A 24149-nucleotide genomic window follows, 5' to 3' on the forward strand; every position below is an offset into this window, starting at 1 on the left:
ACTACATACTGATATGTATATCAGGAAAGAAAGGAGGATATGTATGTCTCATCACATGTATGATCGTTGTTGCCGTTATAAAGGCAGAGTAGTCCGCTTAGAATCAAGAGGTAGAGTTCATGTTGGAGAAGTTACCCGAGTTACAAGAAGTCATGTGTGGATTCGACCTAATGGTGGCCCAAGAGGGTTAGGATGGGGATATTACGGATATGGATACGGAGGATTTGGGGTACCATTTGCACTTGGTGCTATTACTGGTATTGCCCTAGCAGGAGCGTTCTTATGGTAGTAGTTTGGGCTTAAGCCCATTTGCAAGATATTTTTATCAGATTAGGAATGCACCTACACACCTTTTTCCTAATTCCATATGATGAGATAGTGTAAGGTCCACAAAGTGGATTCATACAACATCTAGTAAAGGAAGGAGAGGTTTATATGTCATACGGTTGTGGTTATGGCGGTGGCTATGGCGGCGGATACGGTAGCAGCTTCGTATTAATCGTTGTATTGTTCATCTTGCTTATTATTGTTGGAGCTTCTTTCGTTTACTAATTTCCTTACACCTGACCTCAAAGGTCAGGTTTTATTTTTATAAGGATGACTTTGGCCCTAACACAATAAAGGCCATCCACATATAGTAACAAGGTACCTTACTGTAGAGAGGAGTTGAGAATATGTCTGGAGGATACGGCGGAGGTTTCGCGTTAATCGTTGTGTTATTTATCTTGCTTATCATTGTTGGAGCAGGAGCATTTAGCGGAGGACACGGATACTAAAATAAAAACCGAGAACCTCCTTTCTTTAGGAAGTTCTCGGTATTACTAATTTGGAGGTGGCCACGATGCCATTAAAATTTTGCTTATTTCCTGGCTATAAATACTGTGGCCCAGGATGCAAAGGACCGGGCAAACCAGTAAATGCTGTTGACGCAGCATGTAAAGCTCATGATGAATGCTACGAACGATTTGGCCCTAGTTGCGAATGTGATCAACAGTTCATCCAACGACTTGCCGCTTTACAAAACCCACATACACAAGAAGGGCGACACGCAAGAGCCATGTACAACTACATGAAGTTTCAGACCTTATTTACGTGTAGTAAATGGTGAGGGGAATCGAGCTACCAGCTCCAGAACACTCCTTAAATCTTCAATCACTACATCCGCTTCTTCTAACTCTCCATCTTGGGAAAAATCAAACTTACAGCCTACAGCTAATAGATTATTATCCTTTGCTGCGCGGATATCAGACCTACGATCCCCTACCAGCAGAGCCTCGGAAATGTTATAGTCATTCATAATCTTATGTACTAAATCACTTTTATCCCCAGAGTTGATAACCTGAATGCTATAGACACCTGAAACCCAGTCATGTAAAGCGAACTGATTCGCAATCGTATGTAAATATTCTTCTTCTCCATTACTCGCAATAAACACAGAGATAGATCGATTGGTTAACTCTTGTAATACTTGTTTTGTATAAGGATACAGTTCTCCCAAACCGTTACGAATATTTTCTATTAAGCTTTTTTGAAACCATTCATTAGCCCGTTTCTGCTCATCATTTGTGTGGTTAGGCAGGAGCGTTTCCCAGACAACAGGAAGGGAGACCCCCATAATCGAACGGTATTGTTCCAACGGTGTTTCACCTTCCCATAGATTCGCTTCACGTAGTCGTCGAAACGTATCTTCTAGAGAAGGTTCTAATATGAGATCAGTCTGAAAAAGCGTTCCGTCCATATCAAATATTACAGCTTCGGCCATAATCATCCTCCTTCAAAATTCATTATATGATTTTTTCTAAGCATGAAAATTATCTAAATAAAACAAGGGAAATTCCTAACTACTCCCTACTTCAACCTTAACATTCTCCGGATTTACAAGTGTAAATGTAATCTCCTGGTCCATTTCAAAACCTGGCTCATAAATAGCTTTGAACATTTTAGACCCATCTTTCTCTTCTAGAAGCTCTTCGAGATTATTGTAATTTTCTGTAGGAAAGCTAAAGGATACAGGCATCTCTTCTGTTAATTTTTTAGCTTGGGAAACCCGAATAAGCCGACTAACTGTTTCTTCTCCTTTTATTCGTACAGATTTCGTATACGTATATGTTTTGGAGTCGTCTTTCTTCCACCCCTCTTCTTCAACAATACGCACACCCTCTCCAGGTTCTACTTTAAATTCAATTGGCTCTGCTTCCCAGTTGTTCTTTGTTTCACTTATCCTAAACGTCATCTTAGGTATGATGGTTACTCCTGTCGGCCCCCCTCCATAGAGAACCTGCTTTTCACCTTCATGAGCTTCAAGCATGTAAAAGGTTTCTCCGTCCTCTGACCATTCGTTATACGTTCTTAAAAGGTCTTCTTCATTTAATGATGATTGTACAGGTTCATGAAATACTTTCTCTGAAGTGTCGATCTTCTTTTGGTGAGGTTCCATAGCAAAGATCATAAAAAGGAGGAGTAATGTAAAAGTGGCGGTAACTGTAATTCTTTTCATACGGAACGCTCCATTCAATAGAATTTATATACATATTTTACCACGTTTCACCGAAAAGTTCTTCCTCTCTCATCCATTATATTGTAAAATATAGTCAAATTTTGTTGGAGGTGGAATGATGAATCATCCGATCCTTAATGAAGTAGGAACTGTTTTTATCCCTGTAAAGAACATTGAAAAGGCACGTGACTGGTATTGTGACATTTTGGGACTAGCTGCTGATGGTGATATCGAATTCGGTCACTTGTATGTATTGCCGATGAAGAGCACAGGAATTGTATTAGATAGTAAGATATATTCCGATCAAAACGTTTATAAGATGGCACCTTTCCATTTGAATACCACCGATATTCAGAAAGCCTATACTTATATGCAAGAAAAGGAAGTCCCTCTTACATCAGAAATCCAACATAATCATTACTTCACCTTTCAAGACCCAGACGGAAATCACCTCATGGTTTGTCAGTGTTAACGTGGCCCCCCCTAAAGGATGGAGTGTTTTTCATTTTCACGATTAGCTATCTCTCTATATAGACGAATAACTTATGCCAAACGTTTCAAAAATCTGGTTTTTTCCCATGAAAAAAAGAGCTTACCTCATAGGTCAAGCTCTCTTCCTAAACATGTATTTGGACACTTAAGATCGTCATCTTGTTTCTATGTGCTGTACTATTCATCCTTCATCTTAAAGACTAAAATTCCAATAACCATTACAAGTAAACCAGCTAATTTCGTAAAACTAAAAGGTATTACTTCACTGCCAAATAAGCCAAACGAATCAATAATGAGTGCTAATAATAACTGGGCTACTAGAACAATGGAAACCGCGTATGCAGGGCCTAGAGCTCTAATCCCTCTCATAATGCTATAAACAATGCCTACTCCAAACAGTCCCCCTGTCATATATAGCGCATTTACCTTTTCTAAATGGAAAAGGGAACCCTCGCCAACAAGCAAGAAGACAGGAATGGCAACAGCAAGACCGACTACAAATACTAATGTTGTCGTAGCCCACAATCCAAAGCGCTCGCTCACCCTTGAATTAAATACAGTTTGTAAACTAATAAATACACCTGCAATTACGGAAAGGATAATTCCTTGCATATGTCTTCTCCCCCATTTATTCGTATATATTTCCGTGAGCACGCTCGCGTAGCAAGTCATGATTCTTAATGTATATACGTTTACTTTTCTTTTCAATTATACCTTCTTCACACATTTGCTTAATCACACGATTTAAGTGCCTATAACTTGTCCCAATAAGATCTGCTATATCCTTTAGGTTTGTTGTCTTCATTTCTTGGTAGAATAACGTACTCTTCTCAGTCGTTGCAGTCGAAAGAAAGTAACTGGCCAAACGGGTCTCAACAGAATTCAAATGATTGAGAGTTGATGCATTGGATTCTGTATAAAACTTATGAGTTACTTCTTCTAGAAGAAATTGAAGAAATGGCGGATGGTCATAAGCTATACGGGTGATATCTTCATAAGATATTCCTAATAAGGCTCCTTCTGTTACCGCTTCTACCGTATTGAAAACCAGGTTCTTCTTTAAATACTCGACATCCCCTACAATATCTAATGGATTTTTAAATCGTAATAATCGTGATCTCCCCTCGGTAGAAACTGTATAGATCTTCAATTTCCCTTTTACAAGAAAATACATTTGATTAAGTTGCTCTCCCTCTGTACAAATCGTTTCACCCTTTTCAAAGTGGTACAATCGAGTTCTTTCTTGGAGAGCTTTTGGAAATGTATGATGAAGTTCATGTTGTTCTAAGAAACTGTGAATGAACTTCCGATCCATCACTTGTTTCATTCAACCACTCCTATAACTTAAAAATAATGATTCCTAAAATCATAATGGCGATACCAGCGACTCGGTTCAAACTAAAACGAATCTTTGGAACTCCAAATAATCCTTTTGAGTCTATTAAGAACGCAAACATTAGCTGAGATACTAACAAGAGTGATACGGCAAAACTCGCCCCTAATAAGGAGATCCCCATCAGTTCACCAAAAACGATTAAAACACCAAAGGCTCCTCCTAATAAGTACATTGGCTTCACTTCTTTAATTTGCTTCACATGACCGTCTCGTGCGAATAAAAATATCGTGCCTGATAGCAACAATCCAACGATATGAACAATAACAGTTGTATGCCAAACTCCAATCGTTTCTCCAAGACGAGCATTAAATACACCTTGGATCGTGATAAAAAGTCCAGCTATTAATGAGAATAAAATCCCTTGCACATCGATAACCCCCAAACGTTGTTTTCACCTCTCTTATTAAAGTACATCGAGCAACAAAACTAAAAGGACATATGTCCTAAAAACACCTAAAAAAATATCACAGTAATTCATTACCGTGATAAAGCGTGCCAGACACCAAGTGTAGCTTTAAAGCACTAAAGTGAATTCGGTGCCGTTGGCTGATGGTCACACTAGGTTACCTGCCCTTTTTATATTACGTTTCTATTGTGCTTGAGATTTCTACGCCTTTTAAAGCTTGGGTGGCAAGTCGGTCTGACTCTTGGTTTTTCTTACGAGAGACTGCTTCATACTCCGGCTTCACATGTAAGCTTTGTAATTTCTCTTCAATTCGATCTGCCCACCTTGATAATGTCTCCTCGTAGCATGGCCATTCATCAAGAAGTTGGTGGATAACTACTTTGGAATCCCCTATAATTTGAATAGGCATATGATGAACTCCGAGTGCTTCCACTTCTTGTAACCCTAAATGGAGGGCCGCGTATTCCGCTTCATTATTAGACTCTAACTCCTCAACACGAGCATTCTTTCTTAATCGATAAGCTTTACCGTTTTGTTCATAATAAACCACACAACCGAGTCCAGATACCCTTGATTGCTGGTCAAATCCTCCATCAAAGTAAACTGTGATATTGTGAGGTTCTGTTTCGTATTCTTTCATATATTCTTTTAGTTTCTTCAAGTCCCAAACTTGTTCATAAGCATCCATAAACTTCATCGATTTCACACGGCCAGTTCTTTCAAAATCTTCGGCAATTAAAAGCGCCTGAGCTCCTTGTATCATTTCTGAAGAAAATGCTGCTTCTGCTCCTATTGGAGTCTTATAAACGACTTCTATATGTACTTTCATAATGACTCTCCTTTACCCTAAATAAATGGTTACCGTTACATTGGCTTTTTGTAATAGCTTACCCTTAACTCTACCTCATGTATTCCCAGTCTAGAATAGAGCCTCTTATTACGTATACAAACACATGTATACCCTTTAAAATTTTGCCTCAATCTCTTTGAATTTTATGAGACCTCTCAACACTTGTTGATTGGAGCACAATCCGAATTGTATAATAAACTCTACTATTACAGTATGAGGAGATCGACGAATGAGTAATATACAAGGACAAGTTATCATCATTACAGGTGCTAACAGAGGACAAGGAAAAGCAATTGCAGAACACCTTGTTTCACTTGAAGCAAACGTGATTGTTGGAGCAAGAAACTTAGAAGACGCACAAAAAACCGCTACAGAGATTGGAAAATCAGCCTTTCCTGTTCAACTAAACGTTACATCAGAAGACCAATGGCAAGCAGTAGTCCGAGATGTAATTAAGAAATTCGGTCGTATCGATGGCCTTGTAAATAATGCAGGGGTCCTAATCCGAAAACCTTTTACAAAAATGACAATGAGCGATTATCAACAGATGATCCAAGTTAATCAATTAGGAGTATTTCTTGGCATGCAAGCCGTCATTCCATATATGAAAAAACAACAAAAAGGGGCAATTGTGAACAACGTATCCATCTCTTCCTTTGCTCCCATCCGTAAATCCTCTGCCTATGCTGCGACTAAAGCAGCGGTTGTTGCTATGTCCAAATCGGCAGCAATTGAACTAGGACCAGAGGGAATTCGCGTCAATATGGTGCACCCTGGAGGCATTGAAACGGATATGGCAACCGGAGGTCAAGGAGTACCAACCTTTTATGAATCTGTCCCGCTCGGCAGGATCGGACAACCCGTCGAAATCGCAAAAGCTGTTGCTTTTTTAGTTTCTGACGAGAGCTCTTATTGCACAGGGACAGAGATTGTAGTCGATGGTGGTATGACGTTAGGGACCTCTGATCAGTAGACACATATACGTAACGAAAAAGGATCTGGCTATCGCCAGATCCTTTTTACTTTCTAAGCTTTTTTCTTTTTACGTCCAATCTTACTTAATGCTTCATACACAACAGGTACGATAAGGAGTGTCAGGAGCGTCGAGCTTGCTAGTCCTCCGATTACGGTAATACCTAGTCCCTTACTGATGATCGAACCACCTTCAAAACCTAAGGCTAATGGTAATAGAGCACCTATAGTAGCAAGTGCTGTCATCAGGATTGGTCGGAGGCGTGTTGCTCCAGCATCTAGTAAAGCTTCACGAGTAGAAATGCCTTCTTTCTCTCGTTGGATCACACGGTCGATCAATACGATACCGTTTGTGACTACAATACCGATTAACATAAGCGCTCCGATCATCGCAGAGATGCTTAGCGTTTCCCCACTTACTAACAGACCCAGTACGGCACCGATAATAGTAAATGGTAAGGAGAACAGAATAGCAAATGGCGCTAATGCTCCTCCAAAGAAGATAACTAGAACTACATAGACGATCGCAATAGCAGCAAGCATTGCAATACCTAACTGACTAAACGACTCATTAATATCCTCTGTAACTCCGCCGATCTTCATTTCAATTGTAGCTGGATGCTCAATATTATCTAATTCACTCTGAACATCAGCTGATACAGAACCAATATCGTCTGTCGTGGCTTTAGCACTAACATTTGCATATACTTTGCCATTTTGACGAGTAATTGTGTCCTCTGTTGTTCCTTCTTCAACCTCAATAAGTTCGCTTAGAGGAACGGATTGACCTAGAGGTGTTTGAATTTCTTTATCCGTTAGTTCATCAATATTGTTATATTGATCCTTCTTCACTTCCAGATAAACTTGAAGTTCTTCCCCATCTTCCTGGACTGTTGTAACTTTTGGTCGTTCACGGTCAGGGCTTAATTCCATACCAATTTGACCAGCTGTTAAACCAAGTTCACTTAATTTCTCTTGGTCAGCCACGAGGGTATATTCTTCATAAGACTCAGAAAGGCTTGATTCAGGGTCACGTAAATCTTCTTGGTCATTCAAGATTGTTTTTACATCTTCAATATATGGCTTAATATCATCCATGTTCTCCCCGAACACTTGAACTTGAATTTCACTACTTGAACCCGTAGCAGAGAAGTCTTGACTCGACCATTCTCCTTTTTCTGTCATAGCTTTCAGATCGTCCGTAACAGTCTGCTTTTCTTCCTCAAAGTTTTCCGTGTCTTCATCATATTCTACAAAGAAAGCAGCTTGATTGCTCACTCCAGGGTTCATAGGGTTTTCTCCACCCACAGAATACTGAATTGTTTTAACGCCTTCACGATCTTTGAAGTATTCATATGCATCTTGTGCTGTTTCTTCTACGTCTTCAATGGTTTGGCCTGGTGCAGGACTATACGTTGGCATAACCATCTTCTCACCTTCAGAAGGTAAGAAACTCGTTCCAACTAAAGGTACAAGAGCAATGCTTCCAACCAAGATTGCTACCGCCACAACTGAAGTAATAATTTTATGATTTAATACACTGTTTAAAACGGAGCGGTACCCATTTGCTAACTTACCAGGACCTTCATGATGACCTTTCATTGCATTTTTCTTATTCAGTAATGAATGAGACATCATCGGTACGATTGTAACGGCTACCACAAGTGAAGCCAGTAATGCAAATACGACCGTTAATGCAAATGGTAGGAATACTTGCCCAACTACCCCTTGCACTAATCCTAGCGGAAGGAATACCGCAATGGTTACGATTGTAGAAGACAAAATCGGCATAAACATTTCTTGCGTGGCAGCACGAACCAATTCTTTGCCTTCTAGCTTCTCATCTTTCAAGGACATTCGTCTGTATATATTCTCAACAACTACAATTGAATCGTCTACAACACGTCCAATGGCAACTGTCATGGCACCTAATGTCATAATGTTTAGCGTAATGCCCATTTGGTTTAGGATCAAAATAGCAATGAGCAAGGATAATGGAATGGATACAATAGAGATCAATGTTGTTCTAAAGTTGCGTAGGAACATCAGAATGACAATGATTGCAAACAAACCACCAAATAAAGCTTTGTTAAGCATCGTACTTACAGATTCTTCGATCGGTTTACCCTGATCAAACGAATAAACGAATTCTACACCATCCATGTTCTCTTCGAATTCAGCAGCTCGGTCTTTAACCGCATTGACAACATCTACTGTATTCGCTTCCTGAGATTTAACAATTTGGATGGAGATTGAATCTTCCCCGTTGGTACGAGAAATAGATTCTGCTTGCCCTACTATCTCCAGGTCAGCAATTTCTTGCAGCTCAACTGTCGGGATACCTTGTGCATCCACGTTACCTTCTGCAGCTGCATTCCCTTGCGAACCAGAATTCCCTTCTTGAGCAGCTTCTGGTTGTTGGCCAGCTGGAGCTTGTTGAGCAGCTTGAGCTGAAGATCCTTGAGATTGTGATGGTACCATCGGGATCTGTAATTGTTTCAAATCTTCTAAAGTAGCAATGTTACCGTCCATCACCACAGATTTTTGCGTATCATCAAAGTTATATAACCCTAATGGGAAGTTCACATTTGAACCTTTTATTATATTTTGAACAGTTTCTTTGTCCATACCACGCTGTTCTAGCGCTTCATCATTAAAACTCATTTGTACTTCTTTAATTTGTTGACCTGATACTTGAACAGAAGCGACTCCTTCTAGCCCTTCAAGCTCAGGAATGACCAAATCTTCAACAGTCTTAGTGAGGTCTTCTAAACTTCCCTCTCCATTTAGAACACTCATACTTATAACTGGAAATGCATTAAAGTTAATGCGTGAAACGTCTGGATCTTGAGCGGAATCTGGTAACTGTAAAGAGCTCACAGCTTCTTGAAGCTCATCTTCTGCTTCATCAAGATCTTTACTATAACTGTATTCGAGCTGCAGATTTGATGCATTTTGGAATGAACTTGAGCTAACTGTTTTCACACCACTCAGGTTCTGCACTTGCTGCTCAATAGGCTCTGATATTTCATCCGCCACTTCAGCTGGCGTGGCACCCGGATATACAGTAGTTACCGTAATAATCGGTGGATCAATGTCTGGTATTGTTTCTAACTTCATGTTTAATCCCGAGTATAAGCCTGCCAAAGTAATAATTATGGTCATCAGCCATACAGCAAACTTATTGTTCATCGAGAAATTAATGATATTCTTCAATATTTATATCCCCTTTCCTTCATAAGAACAAGCTCGTTGACTAGTTAGTCAGTACGATATACAATATACATGACCAGTCAGTCAGAGGTCAAGAAATAAATGCTGCTTCCTAGGTAAAAAGGGAGGATCTCATATGGATCAAAAGAAAATAAATATTATAGAAAATTCAATTAAATTATTCGCCCAAAAAGGCTTTAGTTCTACGTCAGTTCAGGAAATAGTGAACGCTAGCCAAATTTCAAAAGGAGGGTTCTACCTCCACTTTAATTCTAAGGATGAACTATTGCATGAACTATTCGAATACTATTGGCTTCGCATAGAAACACGTATCAACGAAGTATCATCAAAACCCTTAAATCCAAAAGAAAAATTTACAGACCAGCTAAAGGTTACTATAGAAGAAATCGCTACCCACCGCGACTTCATCATTATGCAAGTAAGGGAGCAAGCTATCCCCTTTAATGATACAATTGAACATTTCATTAGAAGAATGCGCTATCATTCTATTTTATTTTACAGAAACCATTTGCTAAGCATATACGGTCAAGAAATAGAACCTTATGTATGGGAAGCAAGCGTAATGGTACAAGGCATTTTGAAGAGTTACATGGATTTAATAATTGTCGATAATGTCGAATTTAATCACTACTTATTAGCTCAGTCCATTACAAATAAGATCGATTCTCTTATAGAAGGATACAAAGCACAAAATGACCCGCCAGTCATTACCGAAGAAATCGTCCAACAACTAACCCCTCCTTCTTATGATTTTCATCAAATAGATGACATCATAGAGCAATTAGAAGTGATCTCCACAAGTGACCCTGAGCCAGACATAAAAGAAACCGTAGAAGTATTATTACAAGAATTAAAGACCCCTTCTCCAAGAAAGGTCATTATTACGGGTATGGCTCACCATTTAGAAAAATACGCTCGATATGGGGATCTGGCTTCTTTACTTAGGGCTTACTTTATGTAGAGGGAATCTTAGGAAGGTTTCTTTTTAGTTTGAGCAAGGGTGTTTAGACGCTTTTAGCTGGTGTGTGGACGCTTTTGTGCTTTGTCTCGACACTTTCGGATGGCGTTCGGACGCTTTTGTGCTTTGTCTCGACACTTTCGGATGGCGTTCGGACGCTTTTGTGCTTTGTCTCGACACTTTCGGATGGCGTCTGGACGCTTTTCCCCTTTGTCTCGACACTTTCAGATGGCGTCTGGACGCTTTTCCACTCTGTCTCGACACTTTCAGATGCCGTCTGGACGCTTTTCCCCTTTGTCTCGACACTTTCGGATGCCGTCCGGACGCTTTTCCCCTTTGTCTCGACGCTTTCAGATGCCGTCTGGACGCTTTTCCCCTTTGTCTCGACACTCCCCCATGTCACCTCCAAGATCCACCATAAAAAAGAACTTTTCCCTAAGGGAAAAGTTCTTTCAATACTATTAAATCCCTATAAATCTGAAGATCCTTACAACGAACTACTTCATAGTTTTTCAACCGATTAGAGTATATAATACCTCCACTTAGCGATCTTTATCGTCACCTTCATCTTCTTCCTCTTCTTGTTCATCTTCCTGACGTTCTTCATGGAACTCTTCATTTGATTGACCCGTAATATGATCAAAGGGGGTATAATAATTATCGGGGCGTTCTTTTTTTATAATAACTTTGTAGACTACAATTATTATAAGCGCCACCACGATAAGCACAAATAGTGAAGAAGAAAACACTATATAATTCAACACAACCACCTCTTGTTATTTCAAGAAAACCACATATATCATTAGAATTGATCAGTAGTGCTGTTTTAACTCAAAATACACGATTCTATTACTAGCCTTTCAAGATACTACTCTTCATATGTTCGCTTTTGACTTAAGTTTAACGTATTACCGTTTATGATTAAGGTCGTGTCACTCTCCCATTCAATGGCGACACTGTTGACTCCTTCTTCATAGTAAACCCTTTTCTTAAACCAAAGTGGCCCGTCTAGCTCTCCTGTTACACCAAACGATCCTGTTGCTCCTGCATCAAAACTGTAGAAGTCGATTGAATGGTTATAGTTAGGTGAACTTACTGTTTTTAAGTATTCATTCGTACCTACGTCCGAGAAAAAGGAGGTAAATGCAAGAACTATAAGCAAGGAGATTATTAAAAGGATCGCCATAAAGAGCGTTACCCAACTTCTCATTTTAGCCTTCCATGTCCTCCTGTCTTGAAAACCTATCACGCCTAAAGCAAAAACTAGTAAGCTAATCAGTAGGAGAATATAACTTGGCGGGGCTAATATCCAGGTATTATTCACATGTGAATAGAAAGAGTAGATTCCGATCACTGAGCAAATGAGGATTAAATAAAAAGCCCATTGGTTACTGTGTTTAACCACAATACTCCCCCCTTTCTGTTCATTAGGAAGTTTACATGTATAGGTTACTTTAGAATAAGCAAGTTCAATATTAACATAAAATTACAATTCCCGCTTTCAAATTACCTTGCCTCTAAACCTTTCCACTGCGTATAACTATGATAAGTTGTACCTGCAAACCCTTCTGCTTGCAACTCTTCAAAGTAGCGTCTGAGTTCAGCTAATTCATACTCCATTTCTAAGTAGGTTTTGTCGTCAAAGCTAACATAGTCTAAGTAATGGGGCTTCAATTCCACACCGATTTCTACTTTAGGGGAGTTCGCATGTAGCACTTCATTTTCAGATATAGAGGTAATGCTATTAGAGCCTAGAGCTGTATTCCGATAAGCCATTACGGTAACATAATCTTGACGATCTATCATATTCTTATAAAAATCTGGGTCGTATGGGGCTACACTTGGGCCGTCTGTCCAAAATGGCAAATCACTTCCGACAATAAATCCGTTATCCTTTGCATAATCAACAAACACTTGGGATGAGTTTGACCACTGATTGATAACATTCTCACGCATCGTATCCCACTCATCTAATACATGTGGTTCTATGTCGAAGTGAATCCCTTTGAACTTTGCGGATTCTTTCACGTCACCGTTATAGACCATCACTCGGTCCATTCGATGTTTGCCTTCTGGGATATTCTTTTCTAACCCCCAGTGTGGTGCTCCCATTAAAGCATGAACCGTAACCCCCAATTGGTCCAGACTTGATATAAAATAAGGATAATGGTCTTCAATTAATGGGTTATAATGAAGGTATACATGATTAATATGATGGCTGCTTAAGAACTGAATGGTTTCATCTGGTCGTTCTGACACAGCTTTGCTGTCCCAAAGCCATACACTTTTCCTTGATTTGTATTCATTTAAGGCATCTTGAATAGACTTTGAATAAGCAATAAATTCATCCGTTTGTTCTTGGCTCGTTAAGGAAGCAAGTAAGTTTAAATCTCCCCCCGAAAACAATGCTCTGGCCTGCGCTTTTGTATATGTAATCGAAACTTCCTGACCCATATTAGAATTCACAACGGAGTTTACCGAAAAGCCATTTCGTTCTAAATGGTTGTTGAGCATGTCTACTAAACGTTTATTGCTCCCTTCAATCGTCGTTTCAACTGCCTCACCTTCCACGCCTTCTATAGAAACGACATTACTCACAGCACGTGTAACAGTTGGTTCTGTTTCAATAGTAGGAGAAGATGTGGACACATTAATTACACTGTAATGATTGTAGATCTCCCCTGCCGCACTTTGAGCGAGTAATGAAGAAACAGGCAAAAGTTCTCCTTCTTCTTTACCATTAATAAATACTTCAGATCCTAGGTCAATGTAAGAAAAAGCCCAACAACTTTCACATATGACCTCGTTTTTTGTAGCAACCTTTCCTTCTCCAAATACAGAACCGCCAATCCAAATCCCTATAATAAAGCTTAACGACAGAACCACTTGCACCTTGAATTTCATAGCTCGCTGTCCCTTTCGATGTTTAGAGTTTACTTTTTTATCGAACAAGATAAGACTATTTTAAGGGATTTTAATGCAAATCCTATTTTAGACCCAAGAATATTAAATTACTAAAGGTAAATAAGCCTACTTAATGGAATTATATGTTAAACTATACAAAACTTTAGAGGTGATACCTGATGGATTTTTTACACTGGTATGATTGGATTACTCCCACCAACCCGCAAGCTTCATTATTCTTAGGTATAATCATCACACTTTTTATTGGCATTTTCATTTGGTTTGAAACCAAGAAGCGTTCTACTGTAGTGTTAGCGCTTATAACAGGGATTACTGTAACTAGCTTAGGGGTATTCTTACTAAGATGGTTTGGCTTTTATATTTAACCCCCTCCTTATTACTCCCTTAATTACAAAAAAATTCCTTAAATTTATTGACTATTTGTTTCCAAGACGATATAGTTCAAATAGTGATATATCATTTAATGATATAAATTATATGATAAGGGAGCTCTTTTATGGCGAGAGGCGAGACATTTGAAGCTGGTGAACTAACGGATACTTCCTTCTACATATTACTCACACTTCAAGAGGCAAGACATGGATATCTCATCATGAAGAAGATTGAGGAACTTACTAGTGGGAAGGTTTCTATTGGACCAGCTTCTATGTATACCACAATCAAGAAATTACTTAATGCCGGATTGATCAAACAATACGGGGAAGGTTCAGGTAAGCGTAAGACCTATATCGCTACTCCTTCTGGGGTCCATCTTCTTATGAGAGATATAAAGCGTCGTGAAAGTATGCTTGCCCACGCTAAACTCATATTTAATGAGGAAGGAGAACAATAATGAAAAGAACGAAATATGTCATGAGCGGAGGACTTGCCTTTTCAGAGGAAAAAGATTTAGAAAAGCTTTCTTCTCTATCTAAAAAAGGTTGGATTACGAAGAAGCTCGCACCATTTGGATACGTTTTGAAACGAGGGGAAGCAAGACCTTTAATTTATAGAGTGGATTACCGTAAGGACGCAGATGAAGATTATTTCGCTTATTTCAAGGAGGCAGGCTGGGAGCATATATCCACAGCAGTGAATTATATCCATTTGTTCAGTGCTCCGGAAGGGACAAACCCCATATACACAGATCAATCAACGACTATTGAGAAGTATGAAGCGGAGAAGAGGATTATGGGGAAAGCTGCCTTACCAACGCTACTCATTACGATTGCTTTATTTATGCTCTATCCATTGAGTAACTTAGATTGGATGGCAGATATATTTGGTGAAGTTGGTATTGTATTAGGCTATGTATCTATGATCGTTCTCGTCTTTACCGGGATGCCTTATCTAGGATTTAGAAGGAAAGTTCAAAAACTCCGAAAATCATAGCTAATAAGGCTTTCTGGAATAATGACGAAAAAGTATAGGTAAACGAAAAACGCTCAGATCCATTTAACTATCACACCTGAGCGTTTTTATCATCCTATATTCTATTTAATGTGACGTGAAGTAATTAACCACACCATTAGCTGTATTCTTTACAAATTCTTCTTTATGAGCCTCATCTTGGATAGCTGAAAGATCAGACCAATTAGATAGGAAACCTATTTCAATTAGAACAGAAGGGACCGTGTTCATTCTGTTAACACGATAATGCGTTGTCCCATCTAATCCACGAGGGCTCTCACCAAATACTCCTTTGATCTCGGACCAAATCGATCTGGCTAAATCTTCGCTTTTTTCAGGGTAATCATTCTGCTCTCCTTCATCACACCATTCTTCTGATGTGTCGCAAGGGGTGGTATTATAAAATAACTCTGATCCGCTCACAGAAGGATTATTCACGCTATTAGCATGAATGGATAAGAAAATGTCGGCATTGTGTTCATCTGAAAGGTCAGCACGCTCATCTAATTCAACATATACATCAGAATCCCTGCTTAAGATGACAGTTGCGCCCATTAACTCAAGTTTTTGTTGCAAATCCTTTGAGTACTCAAGGTTGATATCTTCTTCTTGAGTTCGACCGTCGATTGCTAATGCTCCATTATCATTACCGCCATGACCTGGATCTAAGATGATGGTTTTTCCCTCTAACACTTGACCATTAGCAGAATCTTTTATGTAGTCAGTATGAGCCCAACCTTCATTTCCATTATAAGATACATAAGCCCATTCTCCACTATATTTCGTAATGGTTACTCGAGTCCCATAAGTTACTTGGTCTTTTACATATTCACCAGGGGCGCTACGTATGTTGAGTACATCTGCTGTCACAAAACCTTGTGTACTTTCATTCAAGATGTAATCAGAATGAACCCAACCCTTAGAGGCTCCATAGCTGACATAGTACCATACACCACTAGTTTTCAAAATGGAAACAGTTGAACCCTCAGGAATCTGGTCCTTTAAAGTACCGCTTAATGAAGGTTCAGTCCTTACATTAAGATAATCCGCTGTTACCGTTCCAGTCCTAATGATTTCAAGTTCTTGAGTGTCTGCATCCTGATAAACCCATGAAGGACCTAAATAAGTATTTACTTTATACCAATTTCCTCTTTGTTCCACAACATCCAATGTGACAGGTTTGGCCGCTCCAATTTTAGTGCTTTTATCAGGAGATTTATATATATTGAAGATTTCTGTGAACGAAACTTTGGCTGTTGACTCGTTTTGAGTGCTTTCTTTCTTGACCCAAGTAACACCAAGATAAGTATGTACTTTATACCAGTCCCCTCTTCTTTCGAGGATATCCATACTTGTAGGTTTAGCTGCTCCTACTTTAGTGGAAGTGTCTGGTGACTGATAGATATTGAAAATTTCATCAAAACTTACTTGACCAAGATCTTCGTTTTCATCAATGTAATTCATACTGGACCATCCAATTAAATCTTCAAACTGAACCTTCGCCCAATCGCCTTTTCTCTCAAGAATCTGTACTTCGCTATTGTCTTCTAACGACCCAACGATTGCTCCGTTAGTAGGTGCCTCTCTGACATTTAACGTGGATGCGGAATCCACATCTACTGTTCCGGTTTGAGCTGACACATTCATTACAGGGTTTAGTAACAAGGTAACGCCGAGTGCCGTTGGTGTTATAATCTTTTTGTAGTTCATGACTTACTCCCTTTCCTCTATTTATCTATGAAATTACCTTTTTTTATCTCTATAGGAAATTCCAAAGACCCCCTCTCTATATAATGAGAGATCAAACAAAAAGGAACAAGACCTAAGCGTAAATTTCGTAAAATTAAGTTTATTTTAAACAAATGTCTAAGTACTTACCAATGGTGCTTATGGAAATGACGACGTTTTTCAACTGATATTACGCATTACCTGCAACTAAATTTTGAAATAAGTACAGCAAGACTCCTTCATATAAGGGTCTATAATTAGTAATCAAACTTGTTTACTCTAAGAAAGGTCGCTTCTTTAGAAACCATTTCAGCCCAATGGGCACGATGATCACCACAAGGAGAAGTCTAATTAATTGAAGGGAGCTTACAATAGCAGGATCTCCTCCAACACTTTGAGCAGTAAGTGCCATTTCTAACAATCCTCCCGGAGCCACACTTAAAACGCCTGTAGCAAAACTTAGACCTACCCATTTGCTAAATACATATCCAAAGCCAAATGAGAGAAGAATTAACCATACTGCTAACCCGAAATAAATCAAACAATACTTCCCTGCTTTTTGAATGTCTTTTATCGTTACTTTATGACCAAGGTCTACTCCCAGCGTAATTTGAGCAAAAATGAAAAGGACTGGTGGAAGAATGAACATTTGAAAACCGAGTGATTGAAGTGTTCCGACAATAATCATTGGGATGATGACGAAGGCTGCAGGCACTTTGTTACTTAGCTTGATCGCTAAGAAATAACAGCCTACATACACAAATAGTGTATACCAGTGGCCACCACCAGTTTCAGATAACGCAAAAGAAGCCACTTTCCCTTCATATAGGAAGTGAGTAGCCACAAACGGAATAATAAATAACACAGCCATCAACCGAATCGTATGAAAAATGGTGACAAGAACGGTGTTACTATGTAACGAATCGCTTAAGGCAATAGATGCAGATAACCCACCTGGTATAGTAGCAAGCAATGATGTGTCCATTTGCACCTGACTCCATTTTGAAACCATATATCCGTTAAACAAGCTGATCGCGATAATCAATATCGAGAATAGCACGTAGGGAAAAAAATACGGTCCGATCTCAGCAAAGGTCCCCTTAGTAAAAGCCGAGCCAAGCTGAATCCCTAGTAAAACAAAGCTAATCTGTTTTAATAGTTTAGAAGAAGCCACCTCGGAGCTTATTGTGATCTTATAAAGGAGTAAAGCAAAGACCGCCCCAAGTACCCATGGTAAAGGTAAGTTTAGAAAGTAAAATATTACACTACCAACAAGCGAGATGATATAGGTTTTTAAGAGGGGCATAATTGTACTTCCTCTCTTTAAGATTTTCTATTATATAAACATACAGTTAAATTGATTCAAAAAATAAAAAGCTCTTTATCCAAATGAATAAAGAGCTTGCCCACTATTAAAACATTGGGATTGGGACACTTTGCGGTTCTACGCCAACTACTACCGCTAAAGCAGCAACAACTAAGTAACCTGCCATTTTTTTCATAATTTTACACCCCTTGTTTCATTTTACTCCATTCTGGTATTAAGTCAATGAAAATTCTCACAACTTCTGGATGAAACATTGTACTTTCATTGTTTTTCAATTCTTCAACAGCTTCATGTATACTCATTGCTTTTCGATAAGGGCGATCTGTTGTCATAGCATCAAAGGCATCTACCACACTTACAATAGAAGCTAAAGGAGAAATTTCATCTTTATTAAGACCCTTGGGATATCCTTTTCCATCGTATCGCTCATGATGTTGTTCTACAATTTGAGCAGAAGCTTTCATATAAGGACTATCAGTTGCTTCTAACAATTCCTTCCCGTAGGTACAATGCCTTTTCATTTCCTCCCACTCTTCCTCTGATAAGGGTCCTTCCTTCAGCAGAATGGATTTAGGGATTTTAATCTTCCCTACATCATGAAGATATGATGCGTAGTTAAGAGTGCACATCTCAATAGGCGAAAGATTCATTCTTTCTCCTATCATCATGGACATTTGCATAATTCGTTCGCAGTGATCAGCTGTATACCCATCTTTAATAGCGACTTCTACTGCTAATTCTTGATTCTCTCTTAAAATACCAGAAAAGAACTGAAAAACAGGCTGTGATGATATGTAAATGAACTCAGTTTGTTCTATAGCTGAAAATATAAAGCCTTCCTTGACCGGAGAAGCGGACAACATATCTCCAGAAGATAATAATCTTGTTTCCCCTTTTACAGATACCTTCATAGAACCTTTGGTGATAAAGATACTTTCTGACGCGTTCCAACCTTCTTGTGCTTGCATCGACCATCTTGCTCCCTCTTCAAGCAAGTGATGAATAACTTCCGTACCATCACCGGTTGCAAGCAATTTAACTGTAAGACCTCTATAATAAACAGTTTCAATCGGGGTATCTATTGATGTTAAGTATTGATCCAAAGTATCCCTTCTTTCATTCGTTCTATTTATCCGTACTATTAGTATAGCAAAAAACAGACGGCTTCTTATAGTAGCCCACGCTTTAATATTATTGGTCTAGCGTTTATTTTTATTTATCGGCTTTCTCTTTCAGATATAAACTGTTTTCTAGTATAAAATGTGTTTACAATATAGGTCTCCCCGTCACCAGAAAAAATTGAAGAATTCTCTAACATCTTTTTTCTAACTTAACAAAAACCTTATAAAGGTATTCCTTTAAGCATCAAGTGATCAATAAAAAAACTCATAAGTCGGTTTCTTATGAGCGTCTTTCATTTATTATTTAGTGCCTTTTAACATTGGAATCAGATACGAGATTGGTTAATGAATGTACAATGAATTTCCCCTACTCCCCCCTCAAACAAACGACTAATATGGTATAATATATTCATTATATATAAAGTGGGGTTGGCTATGAATACAGAGAGAAGTCCTTTAGATTATAGCGGTGAGCGGTTCCCAGTCTATTTTGAAGTGGCCGATTTAGAAACCGCGTATTCAACATTAGAAACACTCAATTTTATTGGACAAATTGAAACGAGAGAGCACGGCTATATTGTATCCATTACGATGCAACAAATACCTGAAGTCGTTCGAACACTAGCACGTGAAAATATTTCTATTTACGCAATTATTCCTGATTCATAATAGACTCTAACGTACTTACTAGCGACTTATGATTCTTACCACGCATGGGCGTCAGAAGTTATTTGAAGGGGATCTGTCTCGCTACTATTAAACTTAGTTGTTTTGTCTCTCATCGAGCGAGCACTTCACTTGCCACGTTCTAATAGACTTAGGTCGATTTAGCCTTTTCGTCTAGAGACTAACTCTAATACAACTCAACAATTACTATGAACCCCCATTTATATGCTCCCTTGACGCCCCTGCGTTTTCAAATTGGACCAGACGTTCAGAGGTGGTTAGCCAAGGCATATTTTAACCAACAACTCGATTTACTGTACCTCATTTACTTCCTCTTTTAAGGCAAAAACGAATTGAGGTCATTTCCATAAAGGCTACCATAACCTGAACATGCTACACCTATTTCCTTCATCATTAAATACCACTTGTATTCATTAGAACAACGCGCCACCCATCTGGGTCTTCAATGGTCGTTCCTTTCTCTTCCCAATATGGATTTTCAGGCGGGACTTCACTATATCCCATCTCACTAAGACGATTAACCACGATGCTGATTTCATAGGAAGAAGGGATATAAAAAACTAACAGATTATCCTGAGTTGGGGCAGGACAAGGGCTTCCATCCTCATGCTTGGTAAATTCAAGGTGGTAGGGCGCATCTGGTAGTCCTAATATAACCCCGCGATATCCCCTGTGGCCTGAAAACTCTGTCAACCGACGTAGCCCTAACCCATTCTCGTAAAAGTTTACGACTTCTTCAAATTGGTCTGTCGGTCTTGCCACTCTAATTTGTGCTACAGTAAAATCATTAAATTCCATTAATACTCCTCCATTTCTTTTATCATAGCTCCGTTAAGGTTTAATTTTATTATCTCCTCGGCGAGTCGGCTTGTATGTAACAACAGTAACACTAAACATGAACAGATCCTTCATATTCATATTGTACACAAGAATTGAAGAGAAGGATGATCCACATTCATTATAACCTTTAATAATGAATGCTTATCACCATGACCACGCACATTTCTCGTCTGAACGGATAAAATATAACATCTAACATAGAAATGACGTCCGATTCGGAGGAGGAGAACATGAGCAAGCGACCTTTAATGGTTCTTATCTTACTTGTTCTAATATCAATCGCCGCCTGGGTTGCGTGGTACCTCTATCAAACTTCTGTTCTAGAAACATTTCATGAAATACCCTATCAAATAGGAACTAATGATTCATATAGCGCAGAAGCTTCAGAAACCCTTGAGCGTGCTCTAGAGTGACCTTCTACACTTATGAACCCCTTTGCAACAACATAAGAATCGATTCTTGTTATTGGTGAAGAGCAATCGAAACAAGTTGAAGAATAAACAATACAAGCTAAAAAACCCGCCTGACATACTAATCAGACGGGGATTTTTTTACTAAAATCAAAATAGTTAACAAACTATTCGGTTGAAGAAGAAGCGACTTCTCTCTTCCATTTCTGTTTTATCTCCTTATCTTTCTTCAACTCTTTACTTGCTGCTTTATAAAACGATCCACACATTAGCAGAAGAACTACTGAAAATGGCAAAGCTGAGATGATAAGGATATTTTGCAACCCTTGCGTTCCTCCGAAGTACACAATTATGCCCGCTACGAACGACAACATTAGACCCCATGCGATTTTCACCATGCTCGTCGGCTCTAATGACCCTTTCGAGGTCAACATACCTAAAACAAACGTAGCTGAGTCTGCTGATGTAATAAAGAAAATGGCGATTACAAACACAGTAATAAAAGACATCAATGTCCCTAACGGATAGTGTTGCAACATTCCAAATGTGGCAGTTTCAAGAGCATATTGTGATATTTCTGCCACACCACTCTGCTCTAATTCTAATGCCGATACGCCAAATACAGCAAAGAAAATAAAACATACAAGAGATGGCACTATTAATACACCAGCCATAAACTCCCTTAATGTTCTCCCCTTCGATATACGTGCGATAAAGATTCCAACAAAGGGAGACCACGAGATCCACCATGCCCAATAGAAAATCGTCCACGAATTAATCCAACCTCTATTATCCTCATTTAGTGGAGCAATTCGGAAACTCATATCCACGAAATTTGTAAGGTAATTACCCAGTGAGTTTGTGAACATGTTCAAAATCGTTAGTGTCGGCCCGACCAAGAACAATAAGATTAAAAGAAGAAAGCCAAGACCCATATTAATATTGCTTAAGTATTTTATTCCTCGGTGTATTCCTGAATAGGCAGAAATAATAAATAAGATCGTAGAAACCCCAAGAATAATCATTTGTACACGATATGTAGATGGAACACTAAATAAAAATGAAAGTCCTTCATTAATCTGGGCGGATCCAAACCCTAATGTTGCAGCAACTCCGACTACTGTGGCAAATACGGCTAATGTATCAATTAATTTACCAAGTATCCCTTCCATTCTCTTTTCACCTAGAAGCGGGACAAGCGTTGCACTTATTAGACCTGGATACCCTTTGTGGAACTTAAAGTACGCCAACACAAGGGCTACAATTCCATAAATCGCCCAAGCAGAAACTCCCCAATGAAAATAAGAATACTGAAGTGATTCCTTAATAGCTAAATCCGTACCTAATTCTGCATTGGGAGAACTCTTGAACGCATGGGAAATAGGTTCAGACGTTGTCCAAAAAACCATTCCCATTCCCATTCCTGCACTAAATAACATTGCGAACCACGTTGGCAAACTAAAACTAGGTTGATCAGATTCTTTACCCAATTTCAATTTTCCAAATTTTGAAAAAGTTAGATAAACACAAAACACAAAAATAACTGCAAAGAGCAAAAGGTAATACCAGCCAAACCTTTTAGATATAAACCCTGTCACATTGCTAGACACTGCCTCTAAATTATTAGGGGCAACTACCCCCCATAACACAAACAGACCACATACTGTAATGGCATACCAGAATACAGCTGTTACATTTTTCATTACTTCCCCTCCCGTAATCAATTCCTGTATAAATTTTGAACTACTTTAACTTACCTCTTCTTATACCAGTTAAAACCTCAAATTTTATTTTTGCATAACTTTATTTTTCTATTACTCTGTCTTTGAATTCGTTACCAAAAGTATTAAAGGAGGTTCATCACTACCCTTACAACCAAAACATTTTACAAAAATAATGTAGAACATTTACTATGGTCCAAAAATTAAAAAAGCCATTCTCCCTAAGGAAAATGACCTTTGTTTCTAATAATAGCTATAAGCTTAAACTGATTTTAATAAGTAATGAAGAATGGCTTTATGCACATGCAATCGATTCTCTGCTTGGTCAAAGACTACGGAATGTGGACCATCCATAATTCCAGAAGACACCTCTTCTTCTCTATGAGCAGGCAAACAATGCATAAAGATAAAGTCCTCTTTTGCAGCAGAACAAAGAGCCTCATTAACTTGATAAGAAGCAAAGGCTCCTTCTCGTTCTTCTTGGAGGTCTTCTTGCCCCATGCTTGCCCAAACGTCTGTCATCACTACATCAGCATTCTGTACGGCAAGAAATGGGTCATGGGTAATCGACACATAATCATTTGACAAAGCATTCATGACCTCATCATGAGGTTCATAACCTGGAGGTGTAGCCACACACAACTCTATTCCCATTGTACTTGCCGCTTCGATTAGTGAATGAGCCATATTATTTCCATCTCCGATATAGGCTACTTTGACAGACTGTAAAGGACCTTTTTGCTCTTCGATTGTCATCAAATCCGCCATAACTTGAGTTGGATGATGTAAATCAGTTAGGCCATTTATTACAGGTACAGTGGCACTCTTTGCAAATGTTTCGATCATTTCATGAGAGAAAGTCCGAATCATGACAACATCTACATAACGAGAAATGACTTTTGCTGTATCCTCAACGGTTTCTCCACGGCCTAGTTGAAGATCATCTGAATTTAAATACAACGCATTTCCTCCAAGTTGAAACATCCCTGCTTCAAAAGAAACCCTTGTACGTGTTGAAGATTTCTCAAAGATCATTCCAAGCACTTTCCCTTCAAGATAAGAATGAGGAATTTGCTTTTGTTGCATGTCTTTTAAGTAGTGTGCTTGCTCAAGAACGGATTGAATTGTCTCATATGTCCACTCCCCAATCGTTAAGAAATCCTTCGTTTGACTAAGTTGATCTTTTACCTGCATAC

General features: G+C 38.8%; 29 protein-coding genes. 13 read left to right on the top strand and 16 right to left on the bottom strand.

What is annotated here, in order from left to right:
• The first annotated feature begins 43 nt into the window (after window positions 1–43).
• From ACYX4O_RS13190 to ACYX4O_RS13205, 4 genes are all read left to right on the top strand, one after another.
• Window positions 44–289, top strand: coding sequence for a hypothetical protein (locus tag ACYX4O_RS13190; protein ID WP_476351530.1), 246 nt, complete (start codon window positions 44–46; stop codon window positions 287–289).
• 146 nt (window positions 290–435) lie between these two features.
• Complete coding sequence (locus tag ACYX4O_RS13195) at window positions 436–552, top strand: YjcZ family sporulation protein (RefSeq protein ID WP_084599432.1); 117 nt, start codon at window positions 436–438, stop codon at window positions 550–552.
• A 122-nt stretch (window positions 553–674) separates the two neighbouring features.
• The gene (locus ACYX4O_RS13200; RefSeq protein WP_476351531.1) at window positions 675–776 is read left to right on the top strand and encodes a YjcZ family sporulation protein; all 102 of its coding nucleotides are present in this window, start codon (window positions 675–677) and stop codon (window positions 774–776) included.
• A 65-nt stretch (window positions 777–841) separates the two neighbouring features.
• Window positions 842–1108, top strand: a complete 267-nt coding sequence (locus ACYX4O_RS13205; protein WP_476351532.1) for a phospholipase — start codon at window positions 842–844, stop codon at window positions 1106–1108.
• Here ACYX4O_RS13205 and ACYX4O_RS13210 read toward each other — a convergent pair.
• Window positions 1085–1762, bottom strand: coding sequence for an HAD family hydrolase (locus tag ACYX4O_RS13210; protein ID WP_476351533.1), 678 nt, complete (start codon window positions 1760–1762; stop codon window positions 1085–1087). The two genes, ACYX4O_RS13205 and ACYX4O_RS13210, sit on opposite strands and share 24 nt — an antisense overlap.
• Before the next feature lie 75 nt (window positions 1763–1837).
• Entirely contained in the window at window positions 1838–2497 is a 660-nt protein-coding gene (locus ACYX4O_RS13215) for a hypothetical protein (protein WP_476351534.1), read from the bottom strand.
• A gap of 118 nt (window positions 2498–2615) precedes the next feature.
• Here ACYX4O_RS13215 and ACYX4O_RS13220 point away from each other — a divergent pair, with 118 nt between their 5' ends.
• Window positions 2616–2969 (top strand): VOC family protein, encoded by a 354-nt coding sequence (locus ACYX4O_RS13220; RefSeq protein WP_476351535.1) that lies wholly within the window; start codon window positions 2616–2618, stop codon window positions 2967–2969.
• Window positions 2970–3166: 197 nt separating this feature from the next.
• Here ACYX4O_RS13220 and ACYX4O_RS13225 read toward each other — a convergent pair whose 3' ends face one another.
• The 4 genes from ACYX4O_RS13225 to ACYX4O_RS13240 all read right to left on the bottom strand — a co-directional run bounded on the left by ACYX4O_RS13225 (window position 3167) and on the right by ACYX4O_RS13240 (window position 5620).
• Window positions 3167–3601, bottom strand: coding sequence for a DMT family transporter (locus ACYX4O_RS13225; protein ID WP_476351536.1), 435 nt, complete (start codon window positions 3599–3601; stop codon window positions 3167–3169).
• Window positions 3602–3617: 16 nt separating this feature from the next.
• A complete protein-coding gene (locus tag ACYX4O_RS13230; RefSeq protein WP_476351537.1) occupies window positions 3618–4316 on the bottom strand; it encodes a Crp/Fnr family transcriptional regulator in 699 nt (232 codons plus the stop codon).
• Between the two features lie 10 nt (window positions 4317–4326).
• Window positions 4327–4752 carry a DMT family transporter gene (locus ACYX4O_RS13235; protein ID WP_476351538.1) on the bottom strand — a complete coding sequence of 142 codons (426 nt, stop codon included), beginning with the start codon at window positions 4750–4752 and terminating at the stop codon, window positions 4327–4329.
• A 214-nt stretch (window positions 4753–4966) separates the two neighbouring features.
• Complete coding sequence (locus tag ACYX4O_RS13240) at window positions 4967–5620, bottom strand: reverse transcriptase-like protein (RefSeq protein WP_476351539.1); 654 nt, start codon at window positions 5618–5620, stop codon at window positions 4967–4969.
• Window positions 5621–5870: 250 nt separating this feature from the next.
• Between ACYX4O_RS13240 and ACYX4O_RS13245 the strand changes: the two genes are divergently transcribed.
• On the top strand, window positions 5871–6614 hold the full coding sequence (locus tag ACYX4O_RS13245) for an SDR family NAD(P)-dependent oxidoreductase (protein ID WP_476351540.1): 744 nt from the start codon (window positions 5871–5873) through the stop codon (window positions 6612–6614).
• A 53-nt stretch (window positions 6615–6667) separates the two neighbouring features.
• Here the strand turns inward: ACYX4O_RS13245 and ACYX4O_RS13250 are convergent, their stop codons facing one another.
• Complete coding sequence (locus ACYX4O_RS13250; RefSeq protein ID WP_476351541.1) at window positions 6668–9829, bottom strand: efflux RND transporter permease subunit; 3162 nt, start codon at window positions 9827–9829, stop codon at window positions 6668–6670.
• 133 nt (window positions 9830–9962) lie between these two features.
• Here ACYX4O_RS13250 and ACYX4O_RS13255 point away from each other — a divergent pair, with 133 nt between their 5' ends.
• Both ACYX4O_RS13255 and ACYX4O_RS13260 read left to right on the top strand, forming a co-directional pair.
• Window positions 9963–10808, top strand: coding sequence for a TetR/AcrR family transcriptional regulator (locus ACYX4O_RS13255; RefSeq protein WP_476351542.1), 846 nt, complete (start codon window positions 9963–9965; stop codon window positions 10806–10808).
• A 62-nt stretch (window positions 10809–10870) separates the two neighbouring features.
• Window positions 10871–11329: a hypothetical protein gene (locus ACYX4O_RS13260; protein WP_476351543.1), complete on the top strand. Its 459-nt coding sequence runs from the start codon at window positions 10871–10873 to the stop codon at window positions 11327–11329.
• Window positions 11330–11347: 18 nt separating this feature from the next.
• Here ACYX4O_RS13260 and ACYX4O_RS13265 read toward each other — a convergent pair whose 3' ends face one another.
• The 3 genes from ACYX4O_RS13265 to ACYX4O_RS13275 all read right to left on the bottom strand — a co-directional run bounded on the left by ACYX4O_RS13265 (window position 11348) and on the right by ACYX4O_RS13275 (window position 13709).
• Window positions 11348–11566, bottom strand: a complete 219-nt coding sequence (locus tag ACYX4O_RS13265) for a DUF3951 domain-containing protein (protein ID WP_476351544.1) — start codon at window positions 11564–11566, stop codon at window positions 11348–11350.
• A gap of 107 nt (window positions 11567–11673) precedes the next feature.
• Window positions 11674–12015, bottom strand: a complete 342-nt coding sequence (locus ACYX4O_RS13270; RefSeq protein WP_476351545.1) for a DUF5412 family protein — start codon at window positions 12013–12015, stop codon at window positions 11674–11676.
• A gap of 296 nt (window positions 12016–12311) precedes the next feature.
• Complete coding sequence (locus tag ACYX4O_RS13275) at window positions 12312–13709, bottom strand: poly-gamma-glutamate hydrolase family protein (protein ID WP_476351546.1); 1398 nt, start codon at window positions 13707–13709, stop codon at window positions 12312–12314.
• Window positions 13710–13888: 179 nt separating this feature from the next.
• Here ACYX4O_RS13275 and ACYX4O_RS13280 point away from each other — a divergent pair, with 179 nt between their 5' ends.
• The 3 genes from ACYX4O_RS13280 (at window position 13889) to ACYX4O_RS13290 (ending at window position 15101) form a co-directional block, all read left to right on the top strand.
• Window positions 13889–14095, top strand: a complete 207-nt coding sequence (locus ACYX4O_RS13280) for a hypothetical protein (RefSeq protein ID WP_476351547.1) — start codon at window positions 13889–13891, stop codon at window positions 14093–14095.
• Window positions 14096–14226: 131 nt separating this feature from the next.
• Window positions 14227–14562 (top strand): PadR family transcriptional regulator, encoded by a 336-nt coding sequence (locus ACYX4O_RS13285; protein WP_476351548.1) that lies wholly within the window; start codon window positions 14227–14229, stop codon window positions 14560–14562.
• The gene (locus ACYX4O_RS13290; RefSeq protein ID WP_476351549.1) at window positions 14562–15101 is read left to right on the top strand and encodes a DUF2812 domain-containing protein; all 540 of its coding nucleotides are present in this window, start codon (window positions 14562–14564) and stop codon (window positions 15099–15101) included. The genes ACYX4O_RS13285 and ACYX4O_RS13290 overlap by 1 nt, the downstream gene beginning before the upstream one ends.
• Window positions 15102–15206: 105 nt before the next feature.
• Here the strand turns inward: ACYX4O_RS13290 and ACYX4O_RS13295 are convergent, their stop codons facing one another.
• From ACYX4O_RS13295 to ACYX4O_RS13305, 3 genes are all read right to left on the bottom strand, one after another.
• Entirely contained in the window at window positions 15207–16829 is a 1623-nt protein-coding gene (locus tag ACYX4O_RS13295) for an N-acetylmuramoyl-L-alanine amidase (protein ID WP_476351550.1), read from the bottom strand.
• Between the two features lie 292 nt (window positions 16830–17121).
• A complete protein-coding gene (locus tag ACYX4O_RS13300; RefSeq protein WP_476351551.1) occupies window positions 17122–18153 on the bottom strand; it encodes an AbrB family transcriptional regulator in 1032 nt (343 codons plus the stop codon).
• A gap of 200 nt (window positions 18154–18353) precedes the next feature.
• Entirely contained in the window at window positions 18354–19277 is a 924-nt protein-coding gene (locus tag ACYX4O_RS13305) for an HD domain-containing phosphohydrolase (protein WP_476351552.1), read from the bottom strand.
• A gap of 453 nt (window positions 19278–19730) precedes the next feature.
• On the opposite strand from ACYX4O_RS13305, the gene ACYX4O_RS13310 reads away from it, so the two are divergent.
• The gene (locus ACYX4O_RS13310; RefSeq protein WP_476351553.1) at window positions 19731–19964 is read left to right on the top strand and encodes a hypothetical protein; all 234 of its coding nucleotides are present in this window, start codon (window positions 19731–19733) and stop codon (window positions 19962–19964) included.
• Between the two features lie 411 nt (window positions 19965–20375).
• On the opposite strand, the gene ACYX4O_RS13315 is transcribed toward ACYX4O_RS13310, so the two are convergent.
• On the bottom strand, window positions 20376–20780 hold the full coding sequence (locus ACYX4O_RS13315) for a VOC family protein (protein WP_476351554.1): 405 nt from the start codon (window positions 20778–20780) through the stop codon (window positions 20376–20378).
• 272 nt (window positions 20781–21052) lie between these two features.
• Here ACYX4O_RS13315 and ACYX4O_RS13320 point away from each other — a divergent pair, with 272 nt between their 5' ends.
• A complete protein-coding gene (locus tag ACYX4O_RS13320) occupies window positions 21053–21235 on the top strand; it encodes a hypothetical protein (protein WP_476351555.1) in 183 nt (60 codons plus the stop codon).
• 164 nt (window positions 21236–21399) lie between these two features.
• Here ACYX4O_RS13320 and ACYX4O_RS13325 read toward each other — a convergent pair whose 3' ends face one another.
• Both ACYX4O_RS13325 and argF read right to left on the bottom strand, forming a co-directional pair.
• Complete coding sequence (locus ACYX4O_RS13325) at window positions 21400–22935, bottom strand: BCCT family transporter (protein ID WP_476351556.1); 1536 nt, start codon at window positions 22933–22935, stop codon at window positions 21400–21402.
• A gap of 279 nt (window positions 22936–23214) precedes the next feature.
• Complete coding sequence (gene argF, locus ACYX4O_RS13330; protein ID WP_476351557.1) at window positions 23215–24147, bottom strand: ornithine carbamoyltransferase; 933 nt, start codon at window positions 24145–24147, stop codon at window positions 23215–23217.
• Window positions 24148–24149: the final 2 nt, after the last annotated feature.

The sequence above is a fragment of the Pontibacillus sp. ABV4_188 genome (assembly GCF_056311905.1).